Genomic DNA, 22,051 nt, shown 5'->3' with positions numbered 1-22,051 from the left:
TATTTGCCTCAAGCCTATCTTTTTTTTGCTATATTTATTTTTAACGATTTAGATTATTCCGTAACATTGCACCCAATCGCCTTGCTTGGTTTTCGTTTAGACTTGCTAATGCACCATGACTCTCTGGTGGCAAGTGTGCACGTACTATGTCACTATCACCAAAAATGTAGTAATCGAATAATGCTTTCCATGCTTCTTTTTCTTTGACTGGGCGATCTCTTACGCTCATCATGGCATGCAACAATGCATCCATAGGACTACCTAAATAAGGTTCAGCTTCCATCCACCAATAATTCACCATGGCATTGAAACGATCAAAAGCTTCGACTTCATGCCACCACATGCTGGGGTAATATAAACAGTCACCGGGTTCAAGATCAGCAATATAGGCGTTTTCAAAAGCCTCCTTTAAGCGAGGAAAATGGACAAAATCAGGTTTACTGATATCGGCAAGTGTGACCACTTGACCGCCAGGGGTTGGACTCAATGGTCCAGGGTAAAGATTATTTATTTGATCCGGAGGAAATAGAGTGAAACGTCGCTTACCTAGTACGCAGCAGGCAATATTTTTAGGTTGATCATAATGGGCAGCAGCAACAGATTCCGTACCCAACCAAATTTTTGAAACAGGATGATTATTTTTAAATTCGGAATGTGTAAAGTCTAGCTGGTGAGTTTGAGCAAGCTCTGGAAAACCTTCATCAAATCTCAGTGAATTGATATACAGATAATCATGTTCATCTTGAATCAATTGACTACGTATAAAAGCAAAGACTTCAGGGATAGTTGTTTGTTTAGTAGTATAATTGAAACCAGTACAGTTTTTATTATAACCAAAGCGAGCTTTAATTTCAGTTGGCGCTATATACACTAGCATTGGACGTTTACTGTAATGAAGCTCTAGTTGTTCCATCACCTTTTGTGCAGATTCTTGCCCAGCTTTCACTAACGGCCAGTCTTTAACCAAGCCTTTTAAAATAACAGGCTGGTTTTGTGAAAATAGTTCATCATAAGGGATAGTTTGCGGCGTGATCCCTTCGAGTATCTTTACTTTATTATTAGCATTGTTTTTATTTGTCATCATACACGTCCTTCGCTATTTAGAAGATCGTTAATACATCGCAGATTTTGCATTTTTTAGTTCTATCAAGGTTTGAAAATTCCCCATTGACGATAAGACAAAATACAATAAGCTCAGTACGCCAAATTGGTTTAATTTAGCTAGATTCTCACTATCTAAATTTGATAGCTTTTCTTGGTCGACGGTATAATAATCGCTGAAATTTACTTCTTCAACATTACTAAGCTTAATATTAATAGCTACCGGCTCTAATAAATCCATGGATTCAATTAAAGTAAAGAGTGTTTTGTCGAAGTGAATACCGCTATCAATAGTTTGTAGCGCTTTTTTTACATAATTTAGATAAGGTGCTTCGCCACCAAACGGTAGAAAAACATCCTCACCGGCTTCGATGTTTACCCGAGGATCTTCCATATCAATACAGATAACAGGATCTTGTTGATCACTTTCTTTTACTGATTTTTTATAACCTAAACTGAACGGACCTCTGGCTAATAACGCAGGTACAAACCGAGTTGTCCAACCATTATCTCCAATAAACAGGTTTTCATCTTTAGCTAAACCTAAAATGGCGTGTAATTGTGTTTTACCATCAGGGTCTTTAAAGAATATAAGTGGGAATTCCTTATGTAGCTCACCAATTTCTGTCGTGTAGACTACAGAACGATTCACCTTTAAATTAGGGTTAAGTCGTGTATCAACCTTGAGGTTTTTATGATCTACATTATTTATGACCGTTGCTTTATTCATAAGCACACTTCGCTTTTTTTGTTATTATCAAATTTAATCATATTCCATTTAATCAATAGGAACAATGACCTAAAAGAAAGAGTGAAGCGTTGAGAGTATGCTTCACTTTTTGGTATATAAAGTCCTCAGAAGAATGCTTAAACTGAGGACTTTATGGTCTATTTAGAACTTGTAATTAGCACTTAAGACAAAACGTCGATCCGCTTCTTGAATAAAGAAAACATTGTTGCGACTACGACCGAACTGACGCTGTCCTTCTTCAGTTAAGTTGATCACATCTAAACTAACTGTTAAATCTTCCAGTGGGCTATAACTCACGTTTATATCTATTTGTTGAAAGTCATCGATATTTAGCGGGTTACGGTTACCAGAACCACGGTTAACTTTACTTAAGAATTCATCACGCCAGTTATAAGCAATACGTGATGAGAAGTTATCTTTTTCATAGATTAGCACCAAGTTAGCTGAATCACTCAAACCTTCTAAAGCAAACTGATCTGCATTGATAGAACCACCATTATCATAACCAATATCACCATTTACAGTAGTATAGTTAAACTGATAACCAAAGCCTGTTTCACCAAAAAAGTGCTGCCAAGCAAACTCAAAACCATCAATTACAGCACTGTCACTGTTTACAGGATTTGTTACTTGGAATTGAAGCTCTGGATCACCAGATTCAGGGAAAACATCATAAGCACTGAATACTTGGTCAGCAAAAGCTTGCGTGCTTTCAAATTCGGAAGCTCCACCAGGAAATGCATCAGGATTTTGTAATATTGCAGTCATTGTAAATAAATTACGTTCATTATTATCAAAACCTAATGCAGCTAATTCATCTCCTGCTTGGGCTGATAATGTACCTGGTGCATCTGATGACGCATCTAATAAACCAAATAATGGCTTTGTAACTTGTGCTGTACCAACAAAGTTTTTAACATCCTTTCTATAATAGCCAACAGAAAGTAAGCTAGAATCGTTATAATACCATTCAAGAGATAAATCAATGTTAGTTGATTCAAGAGGATTAAGTTTAGCATTACCAGAGTTACCTGTTGGTTTTCCAGATAATGCAGTAGGTCTTGATGGCGCCGATACCGTAGTAGAGTTAAATAATTGATTATAAGCAGGTCGAGCTAATGTTTTACTAAAAGAAGCACGCGCTTTAACCTCATCATTTACGTCAAGCGTAAAATCAATACTCGGTAAAAAGTTAGAATAATCATGTTCAGCAGCTACATCCTGAGAACTTGTGCTTAGATCAGTTCTAAAGTCGTTATCAGATTCCCAAACAATTTGTAGAGGGACAATTTGATTAGATATTGAAGTTACATCGGTTTGTTCATAACGAACACCAGCAACTATATTTAAAGGCATACCGCCAATATCATAATCCAAATTAACTTGGACATAAGCAGAAAGAATATCTTCTGCAATAGTATTGTTAGCTAAGCCACTAACAGTTAATGTTGCTAAGTCAACACCGCCTAGTTGTTGTCCTGTAGCTGCTAAAAGTGCAGCTGGGTCACCACCAAATGAAACACTACCTAGCGCGATCGTTGAGCCACCGGCTGCAGCATCAGCACCTTCTACACCTGAAACATCATGATCTTCAAATGCACAAGCGGTACAGCTTTGTTCAAACAAACCTTCTTGTATAGCATCAATATCACCCGGATTATCCACGCCCCACCCGCCTAAAGCGTCACTGGTATTGGTATTTGTTTGCACCATTTCTGTAGCAAGATAGCCGACACCAAAATCTACTGTGATTTCGTCATTAGTCCATGTACCATCAAAACTAACTTGGTCAACAGTGGTTACTTGGTTAGAGACATCCGATTGTACTACTTGAGAGCCTACGTCTTCTCTATCAAATATTCCGTTATTGTTACCTTTAGCTAGATCATCAATCAGTATACTTGCTTGAGGCATAGATTGTGTAAAATCTGCCGCCTGCCAACCCGCATTCGAACCAGCTAAATTGTAGCGGATACTATTCTTACCTAATGGTCCATTTCCGCCACTTTTAGCTTCTGATGATGCAATGTCGAAGCGTAAAATTAAATCGTCGTTTACGTCATACGCAGCATTAAAACCAAAAGATGTTAGTTCATCTTTGGTTGCTAATGCTAAATTTTGGAAAAAGAAATCTTTACCACCTTCGATATCTTCAGAGAATTTAACCGGCGTAGATACTACTGGGTTTCCATCGAACTCAACCGAATTAAATTGCTGTGAAAACCAGATACCGTCAATGAGTGAAGTAGAGTTCTGCTCATTACTTGCATAAGAGACATCAGCGGTTAATCGTAATTGTTCCATTGGTTGAAATTGTAACGTTAACATAGCATTAGTACGTTCACGTTCATCTTGATTTGTTCCTAAGCCGAGATTACTCGGAATGGCAACGATTTGACCAACATTAGGTGCATTAACTGCTACAACGCCAGGATTGGTAAAATCTGATAAATCATCAGCGGACCATTCCCGTAATTGAAACTGTTCAACACTCATGTGGCGACTGCCTGAGTTACGTTCTTGGAAAGAACCAAATAATGAAACACCAAAATTAGATTCTTCATTAACCCAACTAGCAACTCCACTTATTTCAGGAGTGATACCATCACCCCCTTGATCTTTCACTGCTTTAATACCAATAGAAGCCATGTTATCGCTTTGTTCTAATGGCTTAAGGGTCTTAATGTTTATTGTTGCGCCGATGCCACCAGTAGCAATTGCAGCTCGACCTGTTTTATACACTTCAATACCGCTAACACCTTCTGATGCAACATTTGAAAAATCAAATGAGCGACTAGTACCGGTTGAACCTTTATCTTGTGGGTTACCCGTGATAGTAGATACGTTAGCTGCCGGCATTTGTCGACCATTTAATGTCACTAGGTTATAGTTACCACCAAAGCCACGAACGGTAACTTCTGAACCTTCACCATTAACACGGTTAATTGATACACCCGTAATACGCTGTAAAGATTCTGCAAGGTTAGTATCAGGGAATTTCCCCATATCTACCGCAGAAATTGCGTCAACAACACCTGAAGATTGACGTTTAACATTCATTGATTCTGATAAGCTACCACGCATACCTGTAACTTCTATAACTTCAACTTTGGAATTAGTCTTTTTGGTTTCTTCAGCGAGAACTGGAGCAATCACTGTTGTACTAAGCATTAGACTTATACTTTTAGCTATAAGTGATTTATTAAAACTTTTATGTGGTTTATGGTTCATATTATTTCCCCGTATTTTTTATTGTTTAAGATAAAGTAAAACCGATACAACCTATTATTCGTTGATATCTATATCTTATTGCTTTTATTGTTATTCCTAATTTATTTCATTCATCAATAGACGATTGAAAGTTATTCTTCCTCCAGTCAATTTGCAATTTAGAGTTAAATTTATAATTCACTCTGTTTAGTTAAATACTGTCGTATTTAAAATCGATAATCATATGCGTTAAATTTAATTGTATAAATATCACGCGAAAATGATTGTTTACTATAAATAAATTTTTCTGTGTAGTGTTAAGAGTAAATCGGTTTCCTATGCAATAAAATCGGCGTTGTATTTTTTATATAAAGACCGTACACTGTTATTTTTTAGATATTCAACCTCTGGTGTAATCAATGTTTAAGTATAAATAAGATGTCAAAGTTGCCAGTTTGTGTAGATAAATTTATTAATCAATTTAGTGTCAAGCAAATCATTGAGATGTTTGATCTTATGCCTGATATTATTTTTTGGGTAAAAGATGAAAAAGGGTGTTTTGTTTATGGCAATCAATTATTTTTAGAGCATATAGGGATAACATCACTGGGCCAAATAATAGGGTTAAGTGATTATGATTTTTCACCTGTTCATATTGCTAAGCAGTTTAGTGTCGATGATCAAAAAGTGATGCAAGGCGAAGTTGTTAATAATCGTTTAGAAATGAATAATACTAAATCGGGTGATATTGCTTGGTTTACTACATCTAAAAGGCCTCTGCTCAACGAACAAGGACAGCCAATTGGTTCTTACGGTATTTCGCGACATTTAGAAAAAACGTCATTGGTATTGGCTGGAATGGATGCTTTAAAAGAGCCTGTAGCTTATGTACGAAAAAACTATATGCAACAAATCTGTTTGGAAGAACTCGCTGATATAACACATTTATCTATTAGCGCATTAGAACGTCGTTTCAAAAAATTCCTAGGTAAAACACCTAAACAATTCATTAATGAAGTACGCTTAGAAAATGCAAGACGCCTATTAATTGAAACCAATAGAGCTATTGCCAATATAGCTAATGATACGGGATTTTCCGATCACAGTTATTTTAGTCGTCAGTTTCAAAAGTTATTCGAACAAAGCCCTTCCGCATTTCGCCAACAGCATTGTTCGAATGAAAAGTTAAGTAACGACACAACAGAAAATGTTGAATTAGCCTAAAATGGCAATTCCCATCGGTATTTACATACTTATATTTAATTTAATTTTAAAAAGCATTTAAAAAGGAAAGCCTTGTACATTGAGTTTGGTGGTATAGATACCGGCTTTCAAACAAGCCTTATCACCACATTGACGGAGTTTACTCCCATCCATTGTTGCTGTCAGTCCTGTCACGAAGAGTGTTTTTCGGTCATCTCCGCCAAAAGCAATATTAGTAACAATATGAATACCTGGTACTTTTAATATACCCACTTCCTTGAGTTGTTTATCTAATATAACGACCACTTGCCCATCTTTTCTTTCTGACATTACCCGTGTTGTTGTCACATAAATATTACCGCTACAGTCTTTACCTAAACCGTCAACTGGCGTATTTAGCAATTGTTTAGGATTAGCAACCTCCCCCGAATGTAAATCAAATACCCATAAACCTTGCAAGCCACCGACGATTAATTGTTGCTGATCAAGGGTTAACATAATGCCATTAGGTTTATCACTTAGAGCAGGTACCAAAGTAGTGACCTTAGTTGCTTTAACGCTAGCATTTTCAGCACCACTTGTTGTTACTCGGTAAATCCTTTGCCCTGGAGCATTTGAGCCTTCTTGACCACCACCTTGGACATTTTCTAAATTAATATTTGATGGTATATTCCAATTTGGATCCGTGAAATATATGGTATCGTCGTATCCGATAGTTAAATCATTAGGAGAATTAAAACGTTTATTTTGGTATGTACTTACCATGGGAGTAATTTGTTTGCTATCCCAATCAATAGACGAAAGTGAGCCATCAAGCTGACGAGTGGCTATTAAATTACCTTTACTGTCTAATGCTAAGCCATTGGTACCTGCCTCACTATCTTTGATCCAAACTTGTGGCTTACTTCCCTGTACCCAACGCCAAATGGTTGTTTGATTGCTTAATACAAAGTCATTTTCATCGGGTTGATGTGAACCCATATTGGAATAATACAATGCCCCTTTATACCAAACAGGACCTTCTATACTGTTATAACCTTGGTACATCAATGGAATGTTCTGTTCACGAACCAGTTTTATATTGGTTAAGTCCAGCTGAACATCCGAAGAACCTACAGAGCAATAGCGTGCGTTAGCATCAGCAACAGAGTTGGAAACCGCGTTTGATACGATGTTATTTTTTGCTTGTTCAACTACCTGAACTTCATTGTCATCAGCACAAGAAACAACTAATAAACTGATACATACAACGCTAACGAGTTTGATATTTTTGGGATTAGTTAGTTTAAAAGTCATAAGAATACCTTGGTTAAATTACTTAATTTTTTTGTCTAAAGAGTTATTTAATTTCGCTTTTGCATTACTGTAGGATCGAATTACGTATGAATAATTCAAACCCCGTATTCACATAACTTTGCTCTGTGTTTATCTGTGCATTGTCACTAATTTCTGAGTTATTTGCACACTCGAAGATCATTTTCATGGTTTGCTTACCCATTTTTATCGGTTAACACTCTCGCTTGATTAGACAACTCAACATGCGTTGCCCCCCCCCTCTAAATAATACCGTTTCCATAGCAACAGAAGAGAGTTATGGATTAGTTATCACCTGTTTTAAACTTAAGGCCCGGCCGAAGTAATTACTGATTTAAAAACCGCCAGGCGTCACAGCTTCTCGTATCCATTCTGGCGCCAATAAAGCAATTTTATGATATGATTGCAAGTAACATCTGTGTAACGGCTGCACTTGCCTCATAGTGAAAAAAGTCAACATTAATATCTGTTAGTGATTTCTCTATAATTTATATTAATAGCTAGGTTAGCAACTAGCTAACCCATTGTAAATACAAAATTAAATCTTAAGTTAATGACCTTGTTAGCCGGTTTCTGACCTAGAGAACTGTATGAAAGTCATAATAAAGTGTACCCTAGCTATAGTGCTTTTGCTGCAGCATATAAATGGACAGACAGCTTGTTTATACTCGAATCCATACTTATAAATGGCCGCCTGAGAAAGCAGTATTAACTCGAAAGCATGGAAGTATAAGAAAAACATACTCAGATCACCCTTTACTATTGAAGTACCCTATTGTTTTTCATAACTAGCATAAATTACAAGAAGCTATTGAACGCTTTAAACGTTTGAAAGTTAGTACGTTAAATAAGTGTATTGCTACAATTAAACAGGTTAAAAGAGCTGTTAATAGTCCTCCTGAAGAGAAAATTGCAATGGGCCACGGAAGGTATTCACTTGGACGATTTAAATCATCTCCTCAATTAGCTAAGAGTAGAGGTTGTATTTACTTAGCGACAATCCCCCATGGTGAACATTCATTTTACCTAAAAATTGGTATCTCAAAGTATATTGATGCAAATACACGAAATAATTCATTACCTTCAGGATCTAAAATACTTAAACAGGAAGTAGCAGAATTGCACCGTTGCTTTCAGGCTGAGCAAATTATATTAAAAGAGGAAAAACAAGAAGGTTTTGTTATACCACCTCTATTGAGATTTCAAGGTTACTCTGAAGTACTTATGCAGTTGCCATTAAAATCAAAAGTTAAACAAGATTATTATGCACGGCTAAAATCAGCCATTGAAGAAACCAAAGATTATGATGAATTCATAAAACTTTAGTGTTTAATGTAAATTATATTCGGAAAAAATATTCGGAAAGTATTCGGAAGTGCCAAAAAGGAAAAGGGCTGCACTTTGTGCAGCCCTTAGAATGTGGCGGTGAGATAGAGATTTGAACTCTAGAAGGGCTACAAACCCTTGCCGGTTTTCAAGACCGGTGCTTTCGACCACTCAGCCATCTCACCTGAAGTTCAAAAGCATTGCTGCTTCAGAACGGGGCGAATAATAAAGGCTCGAAATTCTCTTGTAAAGGATTTATTCTATAAAAAAGTTTGTTTGCTAAAAAAATCAACAATTTGCCATTTATTTGAGCAAGTTTTACTGGTTTTCATATTTGAGGAAAGCTTGTGAGTGAAAAAAATCTTTGTCGCTGCCCATGGTTAGATACCACAAAAGCCGATTATGTTGCTTATCATGATGACGAATGGGGAGTGCCTGTTTACGATGATCGAAAGCTATTTGAATATTTAACCCTTGAATCCGCGCAAGCAGGTTTAAGTTGGTACACTATTTTAAAGCGACGTGATGGTTACCGAGCAGCATTTGATAATTTCGACGTTAAAAAAGTTGCCCTTTTTAGTGATGCGAAAGTTGAAGAGCTAGTAATTAATAGCGATATAATTCGTCATCGAGGTAAAATTACTGCTGCTATTAACAATGCTAAGCTATTTATTGATATTCAACAAGAGTTTGGCAGCTTCAGTGATTATATGTGGGGCTTTGTTGGCCATAAAACTATTGTTAATCATTTAACTGATAAGGACGACTACCCTGCCACGTCTATTGAGTCTGATGCTTGGAGTAAAGACTTAAAAAAACGTGGTTTTAAATTTGTTGGTTCTACCATTTGTTATGCGCATATGCAGGCATGTGGCATGGTAAACGATCACAGCAGCGACTGTTACAAACGCTCACAAATTATTGATGAGTTTCAACAAGTTTAAAGATAGTAATTAAAAATATAGCGTGCCATAATATGTCAATGTGGTTAATCGTTAATTATCACCTATACAGATGAAATAAAGGTTAAATATTTGATTTACCCTTGAACTTTTAACATTTGCCCACATCTAAAAAATATATTTAGCATACTTAGAGGAAATTTTATGCAATCAAATATTAGTGTAAATGCTAGTAGAAGTTCAGCGATTGAAATTAACAAGGTTTTGAAAAACACCTACATGTTACTTTCAATGACTTTGGCGTTTAGTGCCGTAACTGCTGGTGTTTCTATGGCGATGGGCTTGTCTCATATGGCTGCCTTAGTAATGACCTTAGTTTCATTCGGTTTATTATTTGTTGTAAATAAGAATGCCGATAAAGCGAGTGGTATTTTTTGGATTTTTGCCTTCACTGGCTTAATGGGTGCATCTTTAGGCCCTATGCTTAATTATTATGCTGCAATGCCGAACGGCGCATCAATGATTATGCAGGCATTAGGTGGAACAGCATTAATTTTCTTTGCTCTTTCTGGTTACGCATTAACTAGCAAAAAAGACTTCTCATTCATGGGTGGTTTTTTAATGGTTGGTTTAATCGTTGCTGTAATTGCAATGGTAGCAAACATATTCTTCCAAATTCCAGCGCTGTCGTTAGCGATTAGTGCTGCAATTATTATGATTATGTCAGGTTTGATTTTATACGATACAAGCCGCATTATTCATGGTGGTGAAACAAACTACATTCGTGCAACTGTTTCTCTATACTTGAATATTTATAACATTTTCGTACATCTATTAAGCCTTTTAGGTGTTTTAGGCGGCGATGACTAATTAGCAGTTAAAAATCCTTAAATGTGATTAGTAATTGTTTATACTTACCGTATAAAATATAAAGCCTCAGTATTGAGGCTTTTTTATTACCTATTTTTAAGCAACGTTCGTTAAGACAAGAAGGCATTAGATGCAAAACACATTGGCTTTAGTGATAACCACCCAGCCCAACAGCAACTTAACAACAACCGCCATTGATCTTGTGCATGCGGCGGTTAAAAGTGGTGTCAGCATTATAGGTGTTTTCTTTTATCAAGACGGCGTGTTAAATGCGGCTAAGCATTTGTCCATCCCGAGTGATGAATACCAGACATTAAAGCAATGGCAACAGATTAACAAAGATTATAGTGTGCCTTTATATTTATGTATTACCGCAGCGGAAAAACGGGGGTTAACTGACGAAGTTAATCATATTGAGCTTTCAAACATTGACCCAGCTTTTACAGTTTCAGGTTTAGGTGAGTTAGTTGAACTCACCAGTAAAGCCGAACGTGTGGTGCAATTATAATGTCTGATAATAAACAACGTGACAAAACTATCGCTATTCTCAACACGCAAGCACCCTTTTCAAGTGCTGCCGGTAAAGAAGCCCTAGACGCCGCATTAATATTTGGCTCATACGAACAAGCTACGTCACTGTTTTTTTTAGGTGATGGAGTATTTCAGGTGATCGGGGATCAAAAAGCTTCAGCCATAGATATTAAAGATTACTTAAAAACATTTTCAGCATTAGAATTTTATGACATTGAAAATATATATGTTTGCCAACAGTCTTTAGTTGAGAGAAACTTACCTGAAAATTTTCATATTAGTAATGCACAAGTATTATCGAACGAGGCTTTCAGTCAACGCTTACATCAGCACAACGTGATTTACAGGTTTTAACATGGCAATGCTACATATTATTAGAAGTTCAGGTTATAGCAGCAATGCATTAGCACAATGCCTTGATATGGTTTTGCCACAAGACAGTATATTATTGATGGATGACGGTTGTTATAATCTTAGTCAAAAGTTGTTACTCGATACGTTAGAAAAAAAACCTGAATTAAGCGTGTATTTTATTAGCCTACACGCTGATGCACGTGCACAATTTAGTACGAATAATATATTTATAGCAATCACATTAACCGAAGTAGTCGCACTACTTTTTAAACACGACAATTCAATTACTTGGTCATGACAATAATATATAACAATCAAAGCTTAGCCACGGATAAACAAGGCTATTTGCTCGATTTTACACAATGGAATGAAGACGTAGCTGTTTTATTGGCAAGCACTGACAAAATTGAGCTTTTAGAAGCCCATTGGGAAGTTATTCGCTTTGTTCGAGAGTTTTACTTAACTTACAATACTTCACCTGCTATTCGCGCCTTAACTAAAGCTATGAAAGCAGAATTTGGTGAAGAAAAAGCGAGCAGTCGATATTTATATCGATTGTTTAAAGAAGGCCCAGCTAAACAAGCCACTAAATATGCTGGCTTACCGAAACCGGCAAGGTGTATTTAGATTCAAGTAGATTAGAATAGAATACAGCATATATTTTTAAACCCTTAAATATTTTGAATAGGCTATATTCTGAAGATTTTATACTTTGATATTAATATTTTGTCCGGTATTACCGACCGCAGGTAAACTGACATTGTCTACAGAGGTTGAAGCAATAAGTGCCAACGCCTGCTGACCTTCTAACTCAGTTTGTGACTTTGCTAAATTTGCACTTTTAACCGCGAGTATAGTTTCGACATCCATAGATACAGAATTATTTGCATTCAGTTCAACTGACATTATCTACCCTACTTCTACGTTGATTATTGTAATTAACTAACTTGGTATAACTATAAATGTTATATCGACATCACACCACATAACTTAAGACTTTATTAAAAATTAGCTATAAAAAAAGCGCTTACCTAAACAGTAAACGCTTATTTAAATAAACTAGATCTACAATATGTTTACCATAATACCGTTCGAGTTAATTATGCTTATATTAAGGGCAATGTTGGCACATTAATATCGGCCATTGCTAGCATCACACGAACAACCTGACAACTGTAGCCAAACTCATTGTCGTACCATACGTAAAGTACCGCGCGATCACCGTCAACAATTGTTGCTTGTGAGTCAACAACACCTGCGTAACGTGAACCCACTAAGTCAGTCGATACAATTTCAGTAGATGCTGTGTAATCTACTTGGTTTTGTAACTTGGAGTTTAAAGAAATTTTACGCAAGTAGTCATTTAATGCTGCTTTGTCAGTCTCTTTTTTCAAATTCAAGTTCATGATAGCCATTGAAACATTTGGCGTAGGGACGCGAATAGCATTACCAGTTAACAACCCTTTCAATTCAGGCAGCGCTTTGGCTACAGCTTTAGCAGCACCCGTAGTACTGATTACCATATTTAGTGGCGCACTGCGGCCGCGACGTGGCGCAGGATGGTAGTTATCAATTAAGTTTTGGTCGTTAGTATATGAATGAACAGTTTCAACATGACCGTTACGAATACCAAACTCATCATTTAATGCTTTAAGCACCGGTGTAATAGCGTTCGTAGTACAACTTGCAGCAGAAATTATTTTGTCATCGGCTAAGATCATATCGTCGTTTACGCCGAATACGATGTTTTTAATATCGCCTTTAGCCGGAGCTGTTAGTAATACTTTAGCAACACCTTTAGATTGTAGATGCTGACCTAAACCTTCTTCATCACTCCAAATACCTGTGTTATCTACAACCAGCGCATTGTTAATACCGTAAGCGGTGTAATCAATTTCTGATGGTGATTTAGCATAAATAATTTTTATAAAAGCGCCATTTGCTTTAATAACATTGTTTTCTTTATCAATAGTAATACTGCCATTAAAAGCACCATGGACTGAATCACGACGCAGTAAACTGGCACGTTTTTCTAAATCATCTTCTTTACCTGGACGGATAACAATCGCACGTAAGTTTAATTTAGCATTGGGGCCAGCACGTTCAATCAATAAACGTGCTAATAAACGACCTATGCGACCAAAGCCGTAAAGTACAACGTCTTTAGTTTCTTGGATGTCGCTGCCTTTAGAGATAATTGACGCTAATTCTTTTTCTAAAAATTGTTCAATTGACAAACCATTAGCTTCACCTTTGAATAAATAACGATAAGCTAATTTACCAACGTCAATACGGGCAGGCGCTAAATCCATTTCTGCCAACGCTTGTAAAAATGGGAAACTTTCGCGTAAACGCAATTTATTTTCTTCGTGTAAAGCCACAGATCTATGGGCTTTAATAATGTCGATAGCAGAAGCATTAACTAGTGGACGGCCATAAATAGAAATTTCGATTCCTTTATTTCTAAATAATTGCCCGGTGATCGGCTGCATGTTTTCAGCGAACGTTTGGCGCTCTTGCCAACTAGTTTGATATTGTTCCTCAAGATGAGAAGTCATTGCGTAAACCTTTTATTTCAGTCAATTGAAGATGGGTTGTTTTTAATGTAAAGCTGTAATTCGTAATAAATAATTACTAAATTCGGCACATATTGTAATCCAACATGAATTATTTCGCTACCAGTTACAATCGTTTTTCAGGCATAAATAATCAAAATAATAGATTTCATTTAAATAGTGGCTATTTTTACTTAAGAGTCGAGGTACATCATTCTAATTACCAGCGCTTTGGTGTGATTTTATTGGCACGTTGTTGAAGATAAAATAAGTCTGTATTTTATCTTCTTTATTACTTTTATGGAGGTGTTTATTTTTAAGGTTCAAGCTATGGGTGAGAGGTAATAAAGTAGGAGCCTCTACCCAAGCAAATTTTACGCTGGGTAGAGTACAAAAGACAATCTAGCCAATTTCGACCATATCACGCGTTGGTGTTGACCAATTAACATGATACTTTTTACCCGTGCTTTTATCGATACGCTCAAAGGTATGCGCACCAAAAAAATCTCGCTGAGCTTGCAATAAATTTGCTGGCAGCACGGCACATCGAATAGAGTCATAATATGATAATGCAGAAGAAATAGCCCCCGTTGGTATCCCCATTAAGGCAGAGTTTGACACTGACTTTCGCCAGTTCATTTGGTGCTTACTTAATTGCTTAGCAAAGAAATCGTCTAATAATAAGTTATCTAACTCAGGGTTACGCTCAAATGCTTCAGTTATAGACTGAAGAAACGCTGCACGAATAATGCAACCAGCACGCCAAATTTTTGCAATGCTGGCAAAGTTAAGCTGCCAATCGTGTTCTTTTTCAGCGAGCTTCATTAATTGAAAGCCTTGGGCATAGGCACATATTTTGGCGCTATAAATAGCATCATGAAGTTGCGCTATAAACGCCTGTTTTTCATTTTTATCAAGCGTGATTAATTCTGGACCCGACAATATAGTAGAAGCTTTAACACGTAAGTCTTTAAATGATGAAATAGAACGAGCATAAACAGCTTGCGCGATAGTTGGTGCGGGTGTACCTAACTCTAAGCTACTGACCGCAGTCCAAAGCCCTGTACCTTTTTGACCCGCTTTGTCTAAGATCAAATCAACTAATGGTGTTTGATCTTCGCCAACGCGATGGCGTAAAACTTCAACTGATATTTCCATTAAATAACTTTCTAATGGTCCTTTATTCCACAAGGCGAAAATATCAGCAATTTCATCACTGCTTAAAGCTAGACCATCTCGCAGCATTTGATATGCTTCACAAATAATTTGCATATCCGCATATTCGATACCGTTGTGTACCATTTTCACATAATGTCCAGCACCTGCAGGACCAATGTATGCCGCACAGGGTTCCCCTTCTGTCACAATATCACCTGGCTTCGTACGTTCTATCGGTTTACCGGTTGCATCATCTACCTTGGCGGCAATTGCTTCCCAGATAGGCTTTATTCTTGTCCACGCATACGGAGAGCCACTCGGCATTAATGCGGGGCCAAATCTTGCCCCTACTTCACCACCTGAAACGGCTGATGAGAATAGAATAAAGTTATTTTTATATTTTTTCTCACGCGCAACAGTATCAACCCACAAGCTATTGCCAGTATCAATTACAATATCATCAGGTTGAATCCCAGCACCGATCAAGTTTTCACATACTTGATCGACTGGAGCACCTGCAGGAACTGACAACACAATAAGGTGCGGAGGTTTTAAGCGAGAAAGTAATTCTGTATAAGAAGTACAACCTATTACACGAGCAGTAGATAAGCCACTTTCAGCTTTATCTTGCTCAATAACACCTTCAACTTTACTAATATCAAGATCAAAAGCGGCGATACTAAAGCCATTGTCAGCTAAGTTAAGCACTAAATTCTTGCCCATTACGCCTAAGCCTATAAAGCCAATATCGCATACGCTGTTGTTCTGTATCATAAAAAGTCCAAAAATTTTAAATAAAATGCATTATAGCATCATCGACAAATAGAAATAGTAATCTGAGGAAAACACTCGTAAATAAGTCGTAAGTAAATAACTACGTTTAATACCCAGCATTTTAGTAACAATACGCAATTAAACAAGTATTAAATAGAATTATATCGTGTAATATCGATTTTTATCTTGTAATTTCTCTGAAATGGTGTAATTTTACTACATTAATTATTTAAAGCTTAGTTTTAAGGTTTCATTATGACAATTAGAGTAGGGATCAACGGGTTTGGCCGCATTGGTCGATTCGTATTTAGAGAAGCATTTGCCAGAGCAGATGTTGAAGTAGTCGCTATTAACGACTTAATTGACGTAGATTATATCGCCTACATGCTTAAGTATGACTCTACTCATGGTCGATTTAACGGCACTGTTGAGGTTGTTAATGGTCATTTAGTTGTCAATGGTAAAAATGTTCGAGTTACCGCTGAGCGTAATCCACTTGATCTAAAGTGGAATGAAGCTGAGGTTGACGTTGTTGTTGAATCAACAGGACTATTTTTAACTGATGAAAGCGCACGTAAACATCTTGCTGCTGGCGCTAAAAAGGTTGTACTTTCAGCTCCTTCTAAAGACGATACCCCAATGTTTGTTATGGGTGTTAACCATACTGAATATGCAGGACAAGACATTGTTTCAAACGCGTCTTGTACTACAAACTGTTTAGCACCAATTGCTAAAGTGTTAAATGATAACTGGGGCATTAAAGATGGTTTAATGACCACAGTTCATGCGACTACAGCAACACAAAAAACCGTCGATAGCCCATCAGCTAAAGATTGGCGCGGTGGTCGTGGTGCTGGCCAAAACATCATCCCTTCATCAACAGGTGCTGCAAAGGCTGTTGGTAAAGTTATACCTGCACTTAATGGTAAGTTAACTGGCATGGCATTTCGTGTCCCAACACCTAATGTTTCAGTGGTTGATTTAACTGTAAACTTAGAAAAACCTGCCAGTTATAAAGAAATTTGTGATGCAATGAAAGCCGCGTCAGAAGGCCAATTAAAAGGTATCCTAGGCTACACTGAAGATGCCGTAGTTTCTAATGACTTTATCGGCGAAAGATGTACTTCAGTATTTGATGCTGAAGCAGGTATAGCGTTGACAGACACCTTCGTGAAAGTAGTTTCTTGGTATGACAATGAAATTGGTTATTCGAATAAAATTTTAGACTTAGCTACTTATATTTCTAAGCAATAAGTATTTCATTTATTTTAGCTTAACAAGTTAGCATAAAAAGCCAGATTCAATCTGGCTTTTTTACACCCTAAATTTAAAGTACTCACATATGTTTATGAAATGTATTGCTATAGAAACCTGCGAACACGGCAAATAATACCAATTAGATTAATTAAGTGTTTTACTTTTTCATGCGGGAAAATGGACAATTACAAGGCATAAAATTTAGTCAGTAGTTATTCTACTAATAAATTTTATAACGCCGTCATTATTAATTTTAACCATTAAAAATGAGCAGTTAATTAGTCAACTTGGTATAGTATACTCATGAAATAAAACAACAAATACGATTTTATAAACCTACTCAATAGTAACTTACTAAGACTTACATCTCACCGGTCTAAATGCCTATTAAACCTTACCTAAATAAAGCGCCTTAAAGTTAACTATATTTTGGTAACCATCAATATATTTTAACTACTTTGAAACATAGTCCGTATAATATGGGTAAATAAAGCCAAAACTTATTTGTGATATTTCAACTCACAATAAGAATGAAAGGAAAGGAAAATAAAATGAAACAAATTTTACTCATAGTGTTAACGACTGTTTTTTTAACTGCCTGTGCTACAACACCTAAGCTTGGTGATTATGCTAATAACCCTAACGGTATGTGGGAGCAAGGCAAAAAAACATCTGAGAAAGGTGAGAAACTGATTATTAAAGGTGAAAAAACACTTGAAAAATCACGTACAGAGCTACGAGAAGGTGAAGCTTTAATTCAATTAGCTAGCGATACGATTATTCGTTCTCGACAAAGTTACCAGCTAGAGTCTCAAAAAATTGGAACCTCTACAAGCCCAAAAGAAATTCAATATGAAGCTGACCGTTTAACGGCAATTGGTGAAAAATGGGAAGATGCCATTGACGATGTAAAAAAAGGTAATTCCATGATTACCAAGTCAAAAAAATTACAGACTGAAGCCCAAGCTATGATAAAGGAAGGTAGAGAGTTAGTAGAAACAGGGAGCAATTTCATCCGTAATAGTCAAAGAATGAGATTAGAGCTGCCATTATTGACAGAGACAAAAATCTAACTAAACATAAGTTTTTATTAAGCTATAACTGACACTTCCCACACATATCTAAGTAATTGTCAGCATATATTACCGTTTATTATTCACAAAAAAACCAGGCAAAAGCCTGGTTTTTCATGCGTAAAAATCAATTAAACAGATTTAAGTTAGACGTTAACGAACTTATTTTACATGCGCTAGAGCTTGTTTTGCTAAGCGGGTAATTTCTTGCCAATTACCTTGTTTAATAATTTCATCAGACACTAACCAAGAGCCACCACAACATACCACATTAGGTAATGCTAAATAGTCTCTTACGTTATTTAAATTGATACCACCGGTTGGGCAAAATTTAATATCTGGAAATGGTCCACCAATTGACTGAAGTGCTTTAACTCCGCCTGATGCTTCTGCAGGGAAGAACTTAAGGTGATCGTAACCTAAGTCTATACCATCCATTAATTCTGAAATAGATGAAATACCAGGAATTAACGCTAAGTTACCTTCTTTACCTGCTTGTAATAAATCTTTTGTTAAACCTGGGCTGATTGCAAATTTTGCCCCTGCATCATAAGACTGTTGCAACAAATCGCGATTGGTTACCGTACCCGCGCCAATAACAGCTTCTGGCAAATGTTTTGCAATGATACTGATCACTTCTAAAGCAGCAGGTGTGCGTAATGTCACTTCTAATACTTTTATGTCAGCAGCTAGCAAGGCTTCTGCTATTGGTATCGCATCTTTAACATCTTTTATCACTAAAACGGGAACTATAGGGCCCATTGCAAATAGATCTGATGGCTGAATTTGCCATTTATTTGATAAAGTCATAATTCCTCTTAATACCTCGTAGTGTTAGTTGTTTGGTTTATGTGATTAGCTTTACTTTTTTCTGACATATATTGATCAAGATAGGCTGATGCGCCAAGTAAGCCAGGTTGTTCTTCAGTAACGACAAATGTTGGGATAGGTTGATTAAAACTAGATAACCGTCCCTTAGCTTCAAATCTTTTTCTAAACTCACTGCTTGCAAAGAATTCGATAAAACGAGGAACAATGCCGCCAGCGATATAAACCCCGCCATAGCTGCCAAGGGTTAAAGCTAGGTTACCAGCGAAACTCCCTAGAATACGGCAGAATTGTGCTAAGGTTTCCACACACAAGGGGCAACCGCCTGATAAGGCTTTTTCAGCTATTTCTTTGGCTGGCAGCACGGTTGCTTCGCCGTGTTTTGCATAACTTAAGGCTTGATATATTTGTTCAATGCCTAAACCTGACAATAATTGCTCACAAGAAACACGGTCATATTTTTTTGACAGGAATTGTAAAATGGCAATCTCTTGTTTATCAACCGGTGCAAAATCTACATGACCACCCTCACCACTTAAACTATGCCAGATAGAACCTAAAGGTATTAAGTTTGCTACACCTAAACCAGTGCCAGCACCACAAATAGAAATAGGTTTGTTTGCTATAACATCGCCAACGCCTATTTGAACTTTTTGATCAGCACCTAAATGTGGAATGGCATGAGCAATAGCAGTAAAGTCGTTAATTAACACCAGTTCATTAAGTTGTAATTGTGACTTTAATTGTGTCTGCGAAAACTGCCAAGGTAGATTCGTCATCACAATAAGATCTTTATCTACCGGGCAAGCAATAGCTAAACAGGCATTTATTTTTTTACCCACCAAGTGTTGGCGAGTAATAAAGTCTGTTAATACCACAGCCAAGCTATCGTGTTCTGCACATGCATAAATGGTTATATTAGCAATGTTTCCTTGCGCGTCGATTTGAGCAACGCGCATATTGGTACCGCCAATATCAGCAATAATGTTTATTTCACTTTGCGGCATAATTATAGCCCGCCTTGAAAATTCTCATCAAATAGTGAACATGCACCCGTTTCAGCAGAGCTTAAATTACGACGCATAAAACCAAACAGTTCACGACCCATACCTTGATGATGACCATTAACTTCAAAAGTGGCATTTTCACGTTTTGCTAGTTCACTTTCTTCTACTAACAACGTTAGCTCGCCTGTCTCACCATCAAGTAAGATCATATCGCCGGTTTTAATTTTTGAAATTAAGCCGCCATCTAATGCTTCAGGGCACAAATGAATAGCCGCTGGAACTTTACCAGAAGCGCCAGACATTCTTCCGTCGGTAACTAACGCGACTTTAAAGCCTTTGTCCTGTAAAACGCCTAACGGTGGCGTTAACTTATGTAGTTCAGGCATGCCACGGGCTTTCGGGCCTTGGAAACGCACAACCGCGATAAAGTCTTTTTCTAACTCACCCGCGTTAAAAGCAATATCAAGTTCATGTTGATCTTCAAAAACAACAGCAGGTGCTTTAATAACAAAACTACCTTCGCGAAGTGATGAGGTTTTCAACACTGAAATACCTAAGTTGCCTTTCATGACTTGTAAGCCGCCATGGCTACTGAACGGTTTTTCAACAGTGGCAATTATTTCGTCGTCGCCTGAGCTAGTTGCACCGTCAATCCAGACTAATTTACCATCTTCCAATACAGGACGTTGGGTATAGCGCGTTAAGCCGCGGCCACAAATAGTTTCAACATCTTCATGTACCAAACCAGCATCAATAAGTTCTTTGAATAGCAATGCCATGCCACCCGCTTCTTGAAATTGGTTAATGTCAGCATGACCATTCGGGTAAATGCGCGTAAGTAATGGCACAGCGTCAGATAAATCATTAAAATCTTGGAAGTTAATAATAATACCTGCTGCTTTAGCAAAGGCGATGATATGCATGGTTAAATTTGTTGAACCACCGGTTGCTAGCAAAGCAACAATGGCATTAACAATTGAACGTTCATCAACCATTTTACCTATCGGCATATAATTGCCCGATTGCTGAGTCAAACGAGTAACTTGGCGGGCTGCGGCTTTGGTCAATTCTTCGCGTAATTGTGTATTGGGTGCGATAAAAGAAGCACCTGGTAGATGTAACCCCATCACTTCAACTACTAATTGATTTGAGTTTGCCGTACCGAAGAAAGTACAAGTACCCGCGCTGTGATAAGACGCAGATTCTGCTTCTAATAATTCTTCCTTGCCAACTTCACCTTTAGCGTACTGTTGACGAACACGTGCTTTATCTTTATTCGGCAAGCCTGATGGCATTGGGCCTGCAGGTACAAAAACTGTTGGTAAATGGCCGAAGGTCATACTGGCGATCATCAAGCCAGGGACTATTTTATCGCAAATGCCTAGCATTAATGCACCGTCAAACATGTTATGCGACAGAGCAACAGCCGTCGACATCGCAATAACATCACGGCTCATCAGACTTAAATCCATGCCTGGTTGTCCTTGGGTAACACCGTCACACATTGCCGGCACACCACCAGCAAATTGCGCTACACCACCGGTCTCTTTAACTGCTGCTTTAATAATTTCAGGATACGTTTGGTATGGTTGATGCGCTGAAAGCATATCATTGTAAGCGGAGACAATGGCGACATCAGAGTGATTAACACCACGTAATGTATTTTTGTCATCTGAACCACAAGCGGCAAAACCATGAGCTAAGTTACCGCAAGATAAGCTAGCGCGATGCACTGTCGTTGATTTTTCACCCGCTATTTTATCAAGGTAAGCTGCACGGCTTGCTTTACTTCTGTCAATAATGCGTTGTGTGATGCGTAAAATATTTTTATTCATAG

General features: G+C 37.3%; 20 protein-coding genes and 1 tRNA gene. 10 read left to right on the top strand and 11 right to left on the bottom strand.

The features are described from left to right. Positions 1-40: 40 nt before the first annotated feature. From B5D82_RS17120 to B5D82_RS17110, 3 genes are all read right to left on the bottom strand, one after another. The gene (locus tag B5D82_RS17120) at positions 41-1,084 is read right to left on the bottom strand and encodes a cupin-like domain-containing protein (protein ID WP_245807502.1); all 1,044 of its coding nucleotides are present in this window, start codon (positions 1,082-1,084) and stop codon (positions 41-43) included. Between the two features lie 27 nt (positions 1,085-1,111). Continuing rightward, complete coding sequence (locus tag B5D82_RS17115; RefSeq protein WP_081153245.1) at positions 1,112-1,831, bottom strand: SapC family protein; 720 nt, start codon at positions 1,829-1,831, stop codon at positions 1,112-1,114. Positions 1,832-1,993: 162 nt separating this feature from the next. Then, positions 1,994-5,023 carry a TonB-dependent receptor gene (locus B5D82_RS17110; protein ID WP_245807501.1) on the bottom strand — a complete coding sequence of 1,010 codons (3,030 nt, stop codon included), beginning with the start codon at positions 5,021-5,023 and terminating at the stop codon, positions 1,994-1,996. Between the two features lie 477 nt (positions 5,024-5,500). Between B5D82_RS17110 and B5D82_RS17105 the strand changes: the two genes are divergently transcribed. Further along, positions 5,501-6,286 (top strand): AraC family transcriptional regulator, encoded by a 786-nt coding sequence (locus B5D82_RS17105; RefSeq protein ID WP_081153242.1) that lies wholly within the window; start codon positions 5,501-5,503, stop codon positions 6,284-6,286. Positions 6,287-6,343: 57 nt separating this feature from the next. Here the strand turns inward: B5D82_RS17105 and B5D82_RS17100 are convergent, their stop codons facing one another. Further along, on the bottom strand, positions 6,344-7,561 hold the full coding sequence (locus tag B5D82_RS17100; protein ID WP_081153240.1) for an SMP-30/gluconolactonase/LRE family protein: 1,218 nt from the start codon (positions 7,559-7,561) through the stop codon (positions 6,344-6,346). Positions 7,562-8,407: 846 nt separating this feature from the next. Between B5D82_RS17100 and B5D82_RS17095 the strand changes: the two genes are divergently transcribed. Then, positions 8,408-8,905 (top strand): hypothetical protein, encoded by a 498-nt coding sequence (locus tag B5D82_RS17095; RefSeq protein WP_081153239.1) that lies wholly within the window; start codon positions 8,408-8,410, stop codon positions 8,903-8,905. Positions 8,906-8,999: 94 nt separating this feature from the next. On the opposite strand, the gene B5D82_RS17090 is transcribed toward B5D82_RS17095, so the two are convergent. Beyond that, positions 9,000-9,090 (bottom strand) — tRNA-Ser (locus tag B5D82_RS17090). Positions 9,091-9,252: 162 nt separating this feature from the next. On the opposite strand from B5D82_RS17090, the gene B5D82_RS17085 reads away from it, so the two are divergent. The 6 genes from B5D82_RS17085 to B5D82_RS17060 all read left to right on the top strand — a co-directional run bounded on the left by B5D82_RS17085 (position 9,253) and on the right by B5D82_RS17060 (position 12,189). Continuing rightward, complete coding sequence (locus B5D82_RS17085; protein WP_081153237.1) at positions 9,253-9,849, top strand: DNA-3-methyladenine glycosylase I; 597 nt, start codon at positions 9,253-9,255, stop codon at positions 9,847-9,849. Between the two features lie 162 nt (positions 9,850-10,011). Next, complete coding sequence (locus tag B5D82_RS17080; protein ID WP_081153235.1) at positions 10,012-10,677, top strand: Bax inhibitor-1/YccA family protein; 666 nt, start codon at positions 10,012-10,014, stop codon at positions 10,675-10,677. Positions 10,678-10,807: 130 nt separating this feature from the next. Beyond that, positions 10,808-11,185 (top strand): sulfurtransferase complex subunit TusD, encoded by a 378-nt coding sequence (gene tusD / locus B5D82_RS17075; RefSeq protein WP_081153232.1) that lies wholly within the window; start codon positions 10,808-10,810, stop codon positions 11,183-11,185. Continuing rightward, positions 11,185-11,562, top strand: coding sequence for a sulfurtransferase complex subunit TusC (tusC, locus tag B5D82_RS17070; RefSeq protein ID WP_081153231.1), 378 nt, complete (start codon positions 11,185-11,187; stop codon positions 11,560-11,562). The genes tusD and tusC overlap by 1 nt, the downstream gene beginning before the upstream one ends. A gap of 1 nt (position 11,563) precedes the next feature. After that, positions 11,564-11,860: a sulfurtransferase complex subunit TusB gene (tusB, locus tag B5D82_RS17065; protein WP_081153229.1), complete on the top strand. Its 297-nt coding sequence runs from the start codon at positions 11,564-11,566 to the stop codon at positions 11,858-11,860. Further along, a complete protein-coding gene (locus B5D82_RS17060) occupies positions 11,857-12,189 on the top strand; it encodes a TusE/DsrC/DsvC family sulfur relay protein (RefSeq protein ID WP_094122824.1) in 333 nt (110 codons plus the stop codon). Before tusB ends, B5D82_RS17060 begins: the two co-directional genes overlap by 4 nt. A 78-nt stretch (positions 12,190-12,267) precedes the next feature. On the opposite strand, the gene B5D82_RS17055 is transcribed toward B5D82_RS17060, so the two are convergent. The 3 genes from B5D82_RS17055 to gndA form a co-directional block, all read right to left on the bottom strand. Continuing rightward, positions 12,268-12,468, bottom strand: coding sequence for a hypothetical protein (locus tag B5D82_RS17055; protein ID WP_081153226.1), 201 nt, complete (start codon positions 12,466-12,468; stop codon positions 12,268-12,270). Positions 12,469-12,668: 200 nt separating this feature from the next. Further along, positions 12,669-14,120: a glyceraldehyde-3-phosphate dehydrogenase gene (locus B5D82_RS17050; protein WP_081153225.1), complete on the bottom strand. Its 1,452-nt coding sequence runs from the start codon at positions 14,118-14,120 to the stop codon at positions 12,669-12,671. A 399-nt stretch (positions 14,121-14,519) separates the two neighbouring features. Then, positions 14,520-16,049 (bottom strand): NADP-dependent phosphogluconate dehydrogenase, encoded by a 1,530-nt coding sequence (gene gndA, locus B5D82_RS17045; protein ID WP_081153224.1) that lies wholly within the window; start codon positions 16,047-16,049, stop codon positions 14,520-14,522. A gap of 255 nt (positions 16,050-16,304) precedes the next feature. Here gndA and gap point away from each other — a divergent pair, with 255 nt between their 5' ends. Both gap and B5D82_RS17035 read left to right on the top strand, forming a co-directional pair. After that, positions 16,305-17,303 carry a type I glyceraldehyde-3-phosphate dehydrogenase gene (gene gap, locus B5D82_RS17040; protein WP_081153223.1) on the top strand — a complete coding sequence of 333 codons (999 nt, stop codon included), beginning with the start codon at positions 16,305-16,307 and terminating at the stop codon, positions 17,301-17,303. 554 nt (positions 17,304-17,857) lie between these two features. Further along, complete coding sequence (locus tag B5D82_RS17035) at positions 17,858-18,379, top strand: hypothetical protein (RefSeq protein WP_081153222.1); 522 nt, start codon at positions 17,858-17,860, stop codon at positions 18,377-18,379. 162 nt (positions 18,380-18,541) lie between these two features. Here the strand turns inward: B5D82_RS17035 and B5D82_RS17030 are convergent, their stop codons facing one another. Genes B5D82_RS17030 through edd form a run of 3 tightly spaced genes read right to left on the bottom strand, consistent with a single transcriptional unit; the run spans position 18,542 to position 22,049 of the window. After that, positions 18,542-19,189, bottom strand: a complete 648-nt coding sequence (locus tag B5D82_RS17030) for a bifunctional 4-hydroxy-2-oxoglutarate aldolase/2-dehydro-3-deoxy-phosphogluconate aldolase (protein ID WP_081153220.1) — start codon at positions 19,187-19,189, stop codon at positions 18,542-18,544. Positions 19,190-19,197: 8 nt separating this feature from the next. After that, complete coding sequence (locus tag B5D82_RS17025; protein ID WP_081153219.1) at positions 19,198-20,214, bottom strand: glucokinase; 1,017 nt, start codon at positions 20,212-20,214, stop codon at positions 19,198-19,200. Positions 20,215-20,216: 2 nt separating this feature from the next. Next, positions 20,217-22,049 carry a phosphogluconate dehydratase gene (gene edd, locus B5D82_RS17020; RefSeq protein ID WP_081154578.1) on the bottom strand — a complete coding sequence of 611 codons (1,833 nt, stop codon included), beginning with the start codon at positions 22,047-22,049 and terminating at the stop codon, positions 20,217-20,219. Positions 22,050-22,051: the final 2 nt, after the last annotated feature.

It is taken from the genome of Cognaticolwellia beringensis, assembly GCF_002076895.1.
In the GTDB taxonomy this organism is placed as follows: Bacteria; Pseudomonadota; Gammaproteobacteria; order Enterobacterales; family Alteromonadaceae; genus Cognaticolwellia; species Cognaticolwellia beringensis.
This window is presented reverse-complemented; position numbering and strand designations above follow the sequence as displayed.

Coding starts and splice junctions, on each gene's coding strand:
- B5D82_RS17120 (WP_245807502.1), bottom strand. CDS start 1,084: ATGATGACAAATAAAAACAATGCTAATAATAAAGTAAAGATACTCGAA.
- B5D82_RS17115 (WP_081153245.1), bottom strand. CDS start 1,831: ATGAATAAAGCAACGGTCATAAATAATGTAGATCATAAAAACCTCAAG.
- B5D82_RS17110 (WP_245807501.1), bottom strand. CDS start 5,023: ATGCTTAGTACAACAGTGATTGCTCCAGTTCTCGCTGAAGAAACCAAA.
- B5D82_RS17105 (WP_081153242.1), top strand. CDS start 5,501: ATGTCAAAGTTGCCAGTTTGTGTAGATAAATTTATTAATCAATTTAGT.
- B5D82_RS17100 (WP_081153240.1), bottom strand. CDS start 7,561: ATGACTTTTAAACTAACTAATCCCAAAAATATCAAACTCGTTAGCGTT.
- B5D82_RS17080 (WP_081153235.1), top strand. CDS start 10,012: ATGCAATCAAATATTAGTGTAAATGCTAGTAGAAGTTCAGCGATTGAA.
- tusD (WP_081153232.1), top strand. CDS start 10,808: ATGCAAAACACATTGGCTTTAGTGATAACCACCCAGCCCAACAGCAAC.
- tusC (WP_081153231.1), top strand. CDS start 11,185: ATGTCTGATAATAAACAACGTGACAAAACTATCGCTATTCTCAACACG.
- tusB (WP_081153229.1), top strand. CDS start 11,564: ATGGCAATGCTACATATTATTAGAAGTTCAGGTTATAGCAGCAATGCA.
- B5D82_RS17060 (WP_094122824.1), top strand. CDS start 11,857: ATGACAATAATATATAACAATCAAAGCTTAGCCACGGATAAACAAGGC.
- B5D82_RS17055 (WP_081153226.1), bottom strand. CDS start 12,468: ATGTCAGTTGAACTGAATGCAAATAATTCTGTATCTATGGATGTCGAA.
- B5D82_RS17050 (WP_081153225.1), bottom strand. CDS start 14,120: ATGACTTCTCATCTTGAGGAACAATATCAAACTAGTTGGCAAGAGCGC.
- gndA (WP_081153224.1), bottom strand. CDS start 16,049: ATGATACAGAACAACAGCGTATGCGATATTGGCTTTATAGGCTTAGGC.
- gap (WP_081153223.1), top strand. CDS start 16,305: ATGACAATTAGAGTAGGGATCAACGGGTTTGGCCGCATTGGTCGATTC.
- B5D82_RS17035 (WP_081153222.1), top strand. CDS start 17,858: ATGAAACAAATTTTACTCATAGTGTTAACGACTGTTTTTTTAACTGCC.
- B5D82_RS17030 (WP_081153220.1), bottom strand. CDS start 19,189: ATGACTTTATCAAATAAATGGCAAATTCAGCCATCAGATCTATTTGCA.
- B5D82_RS17025 (WP_081153219.1), bottom strand. CDS start 20,214: ATGCCGCAAAGTGAAATAAACATTATTGCTGATATTGGCGGTACCAAT.
- edd (WP_081154578.1), bottom strand. CDS start 22,049: ATGAATAAAAATATTTTACGCATCACACAACGCATTATTGACAGAAGT.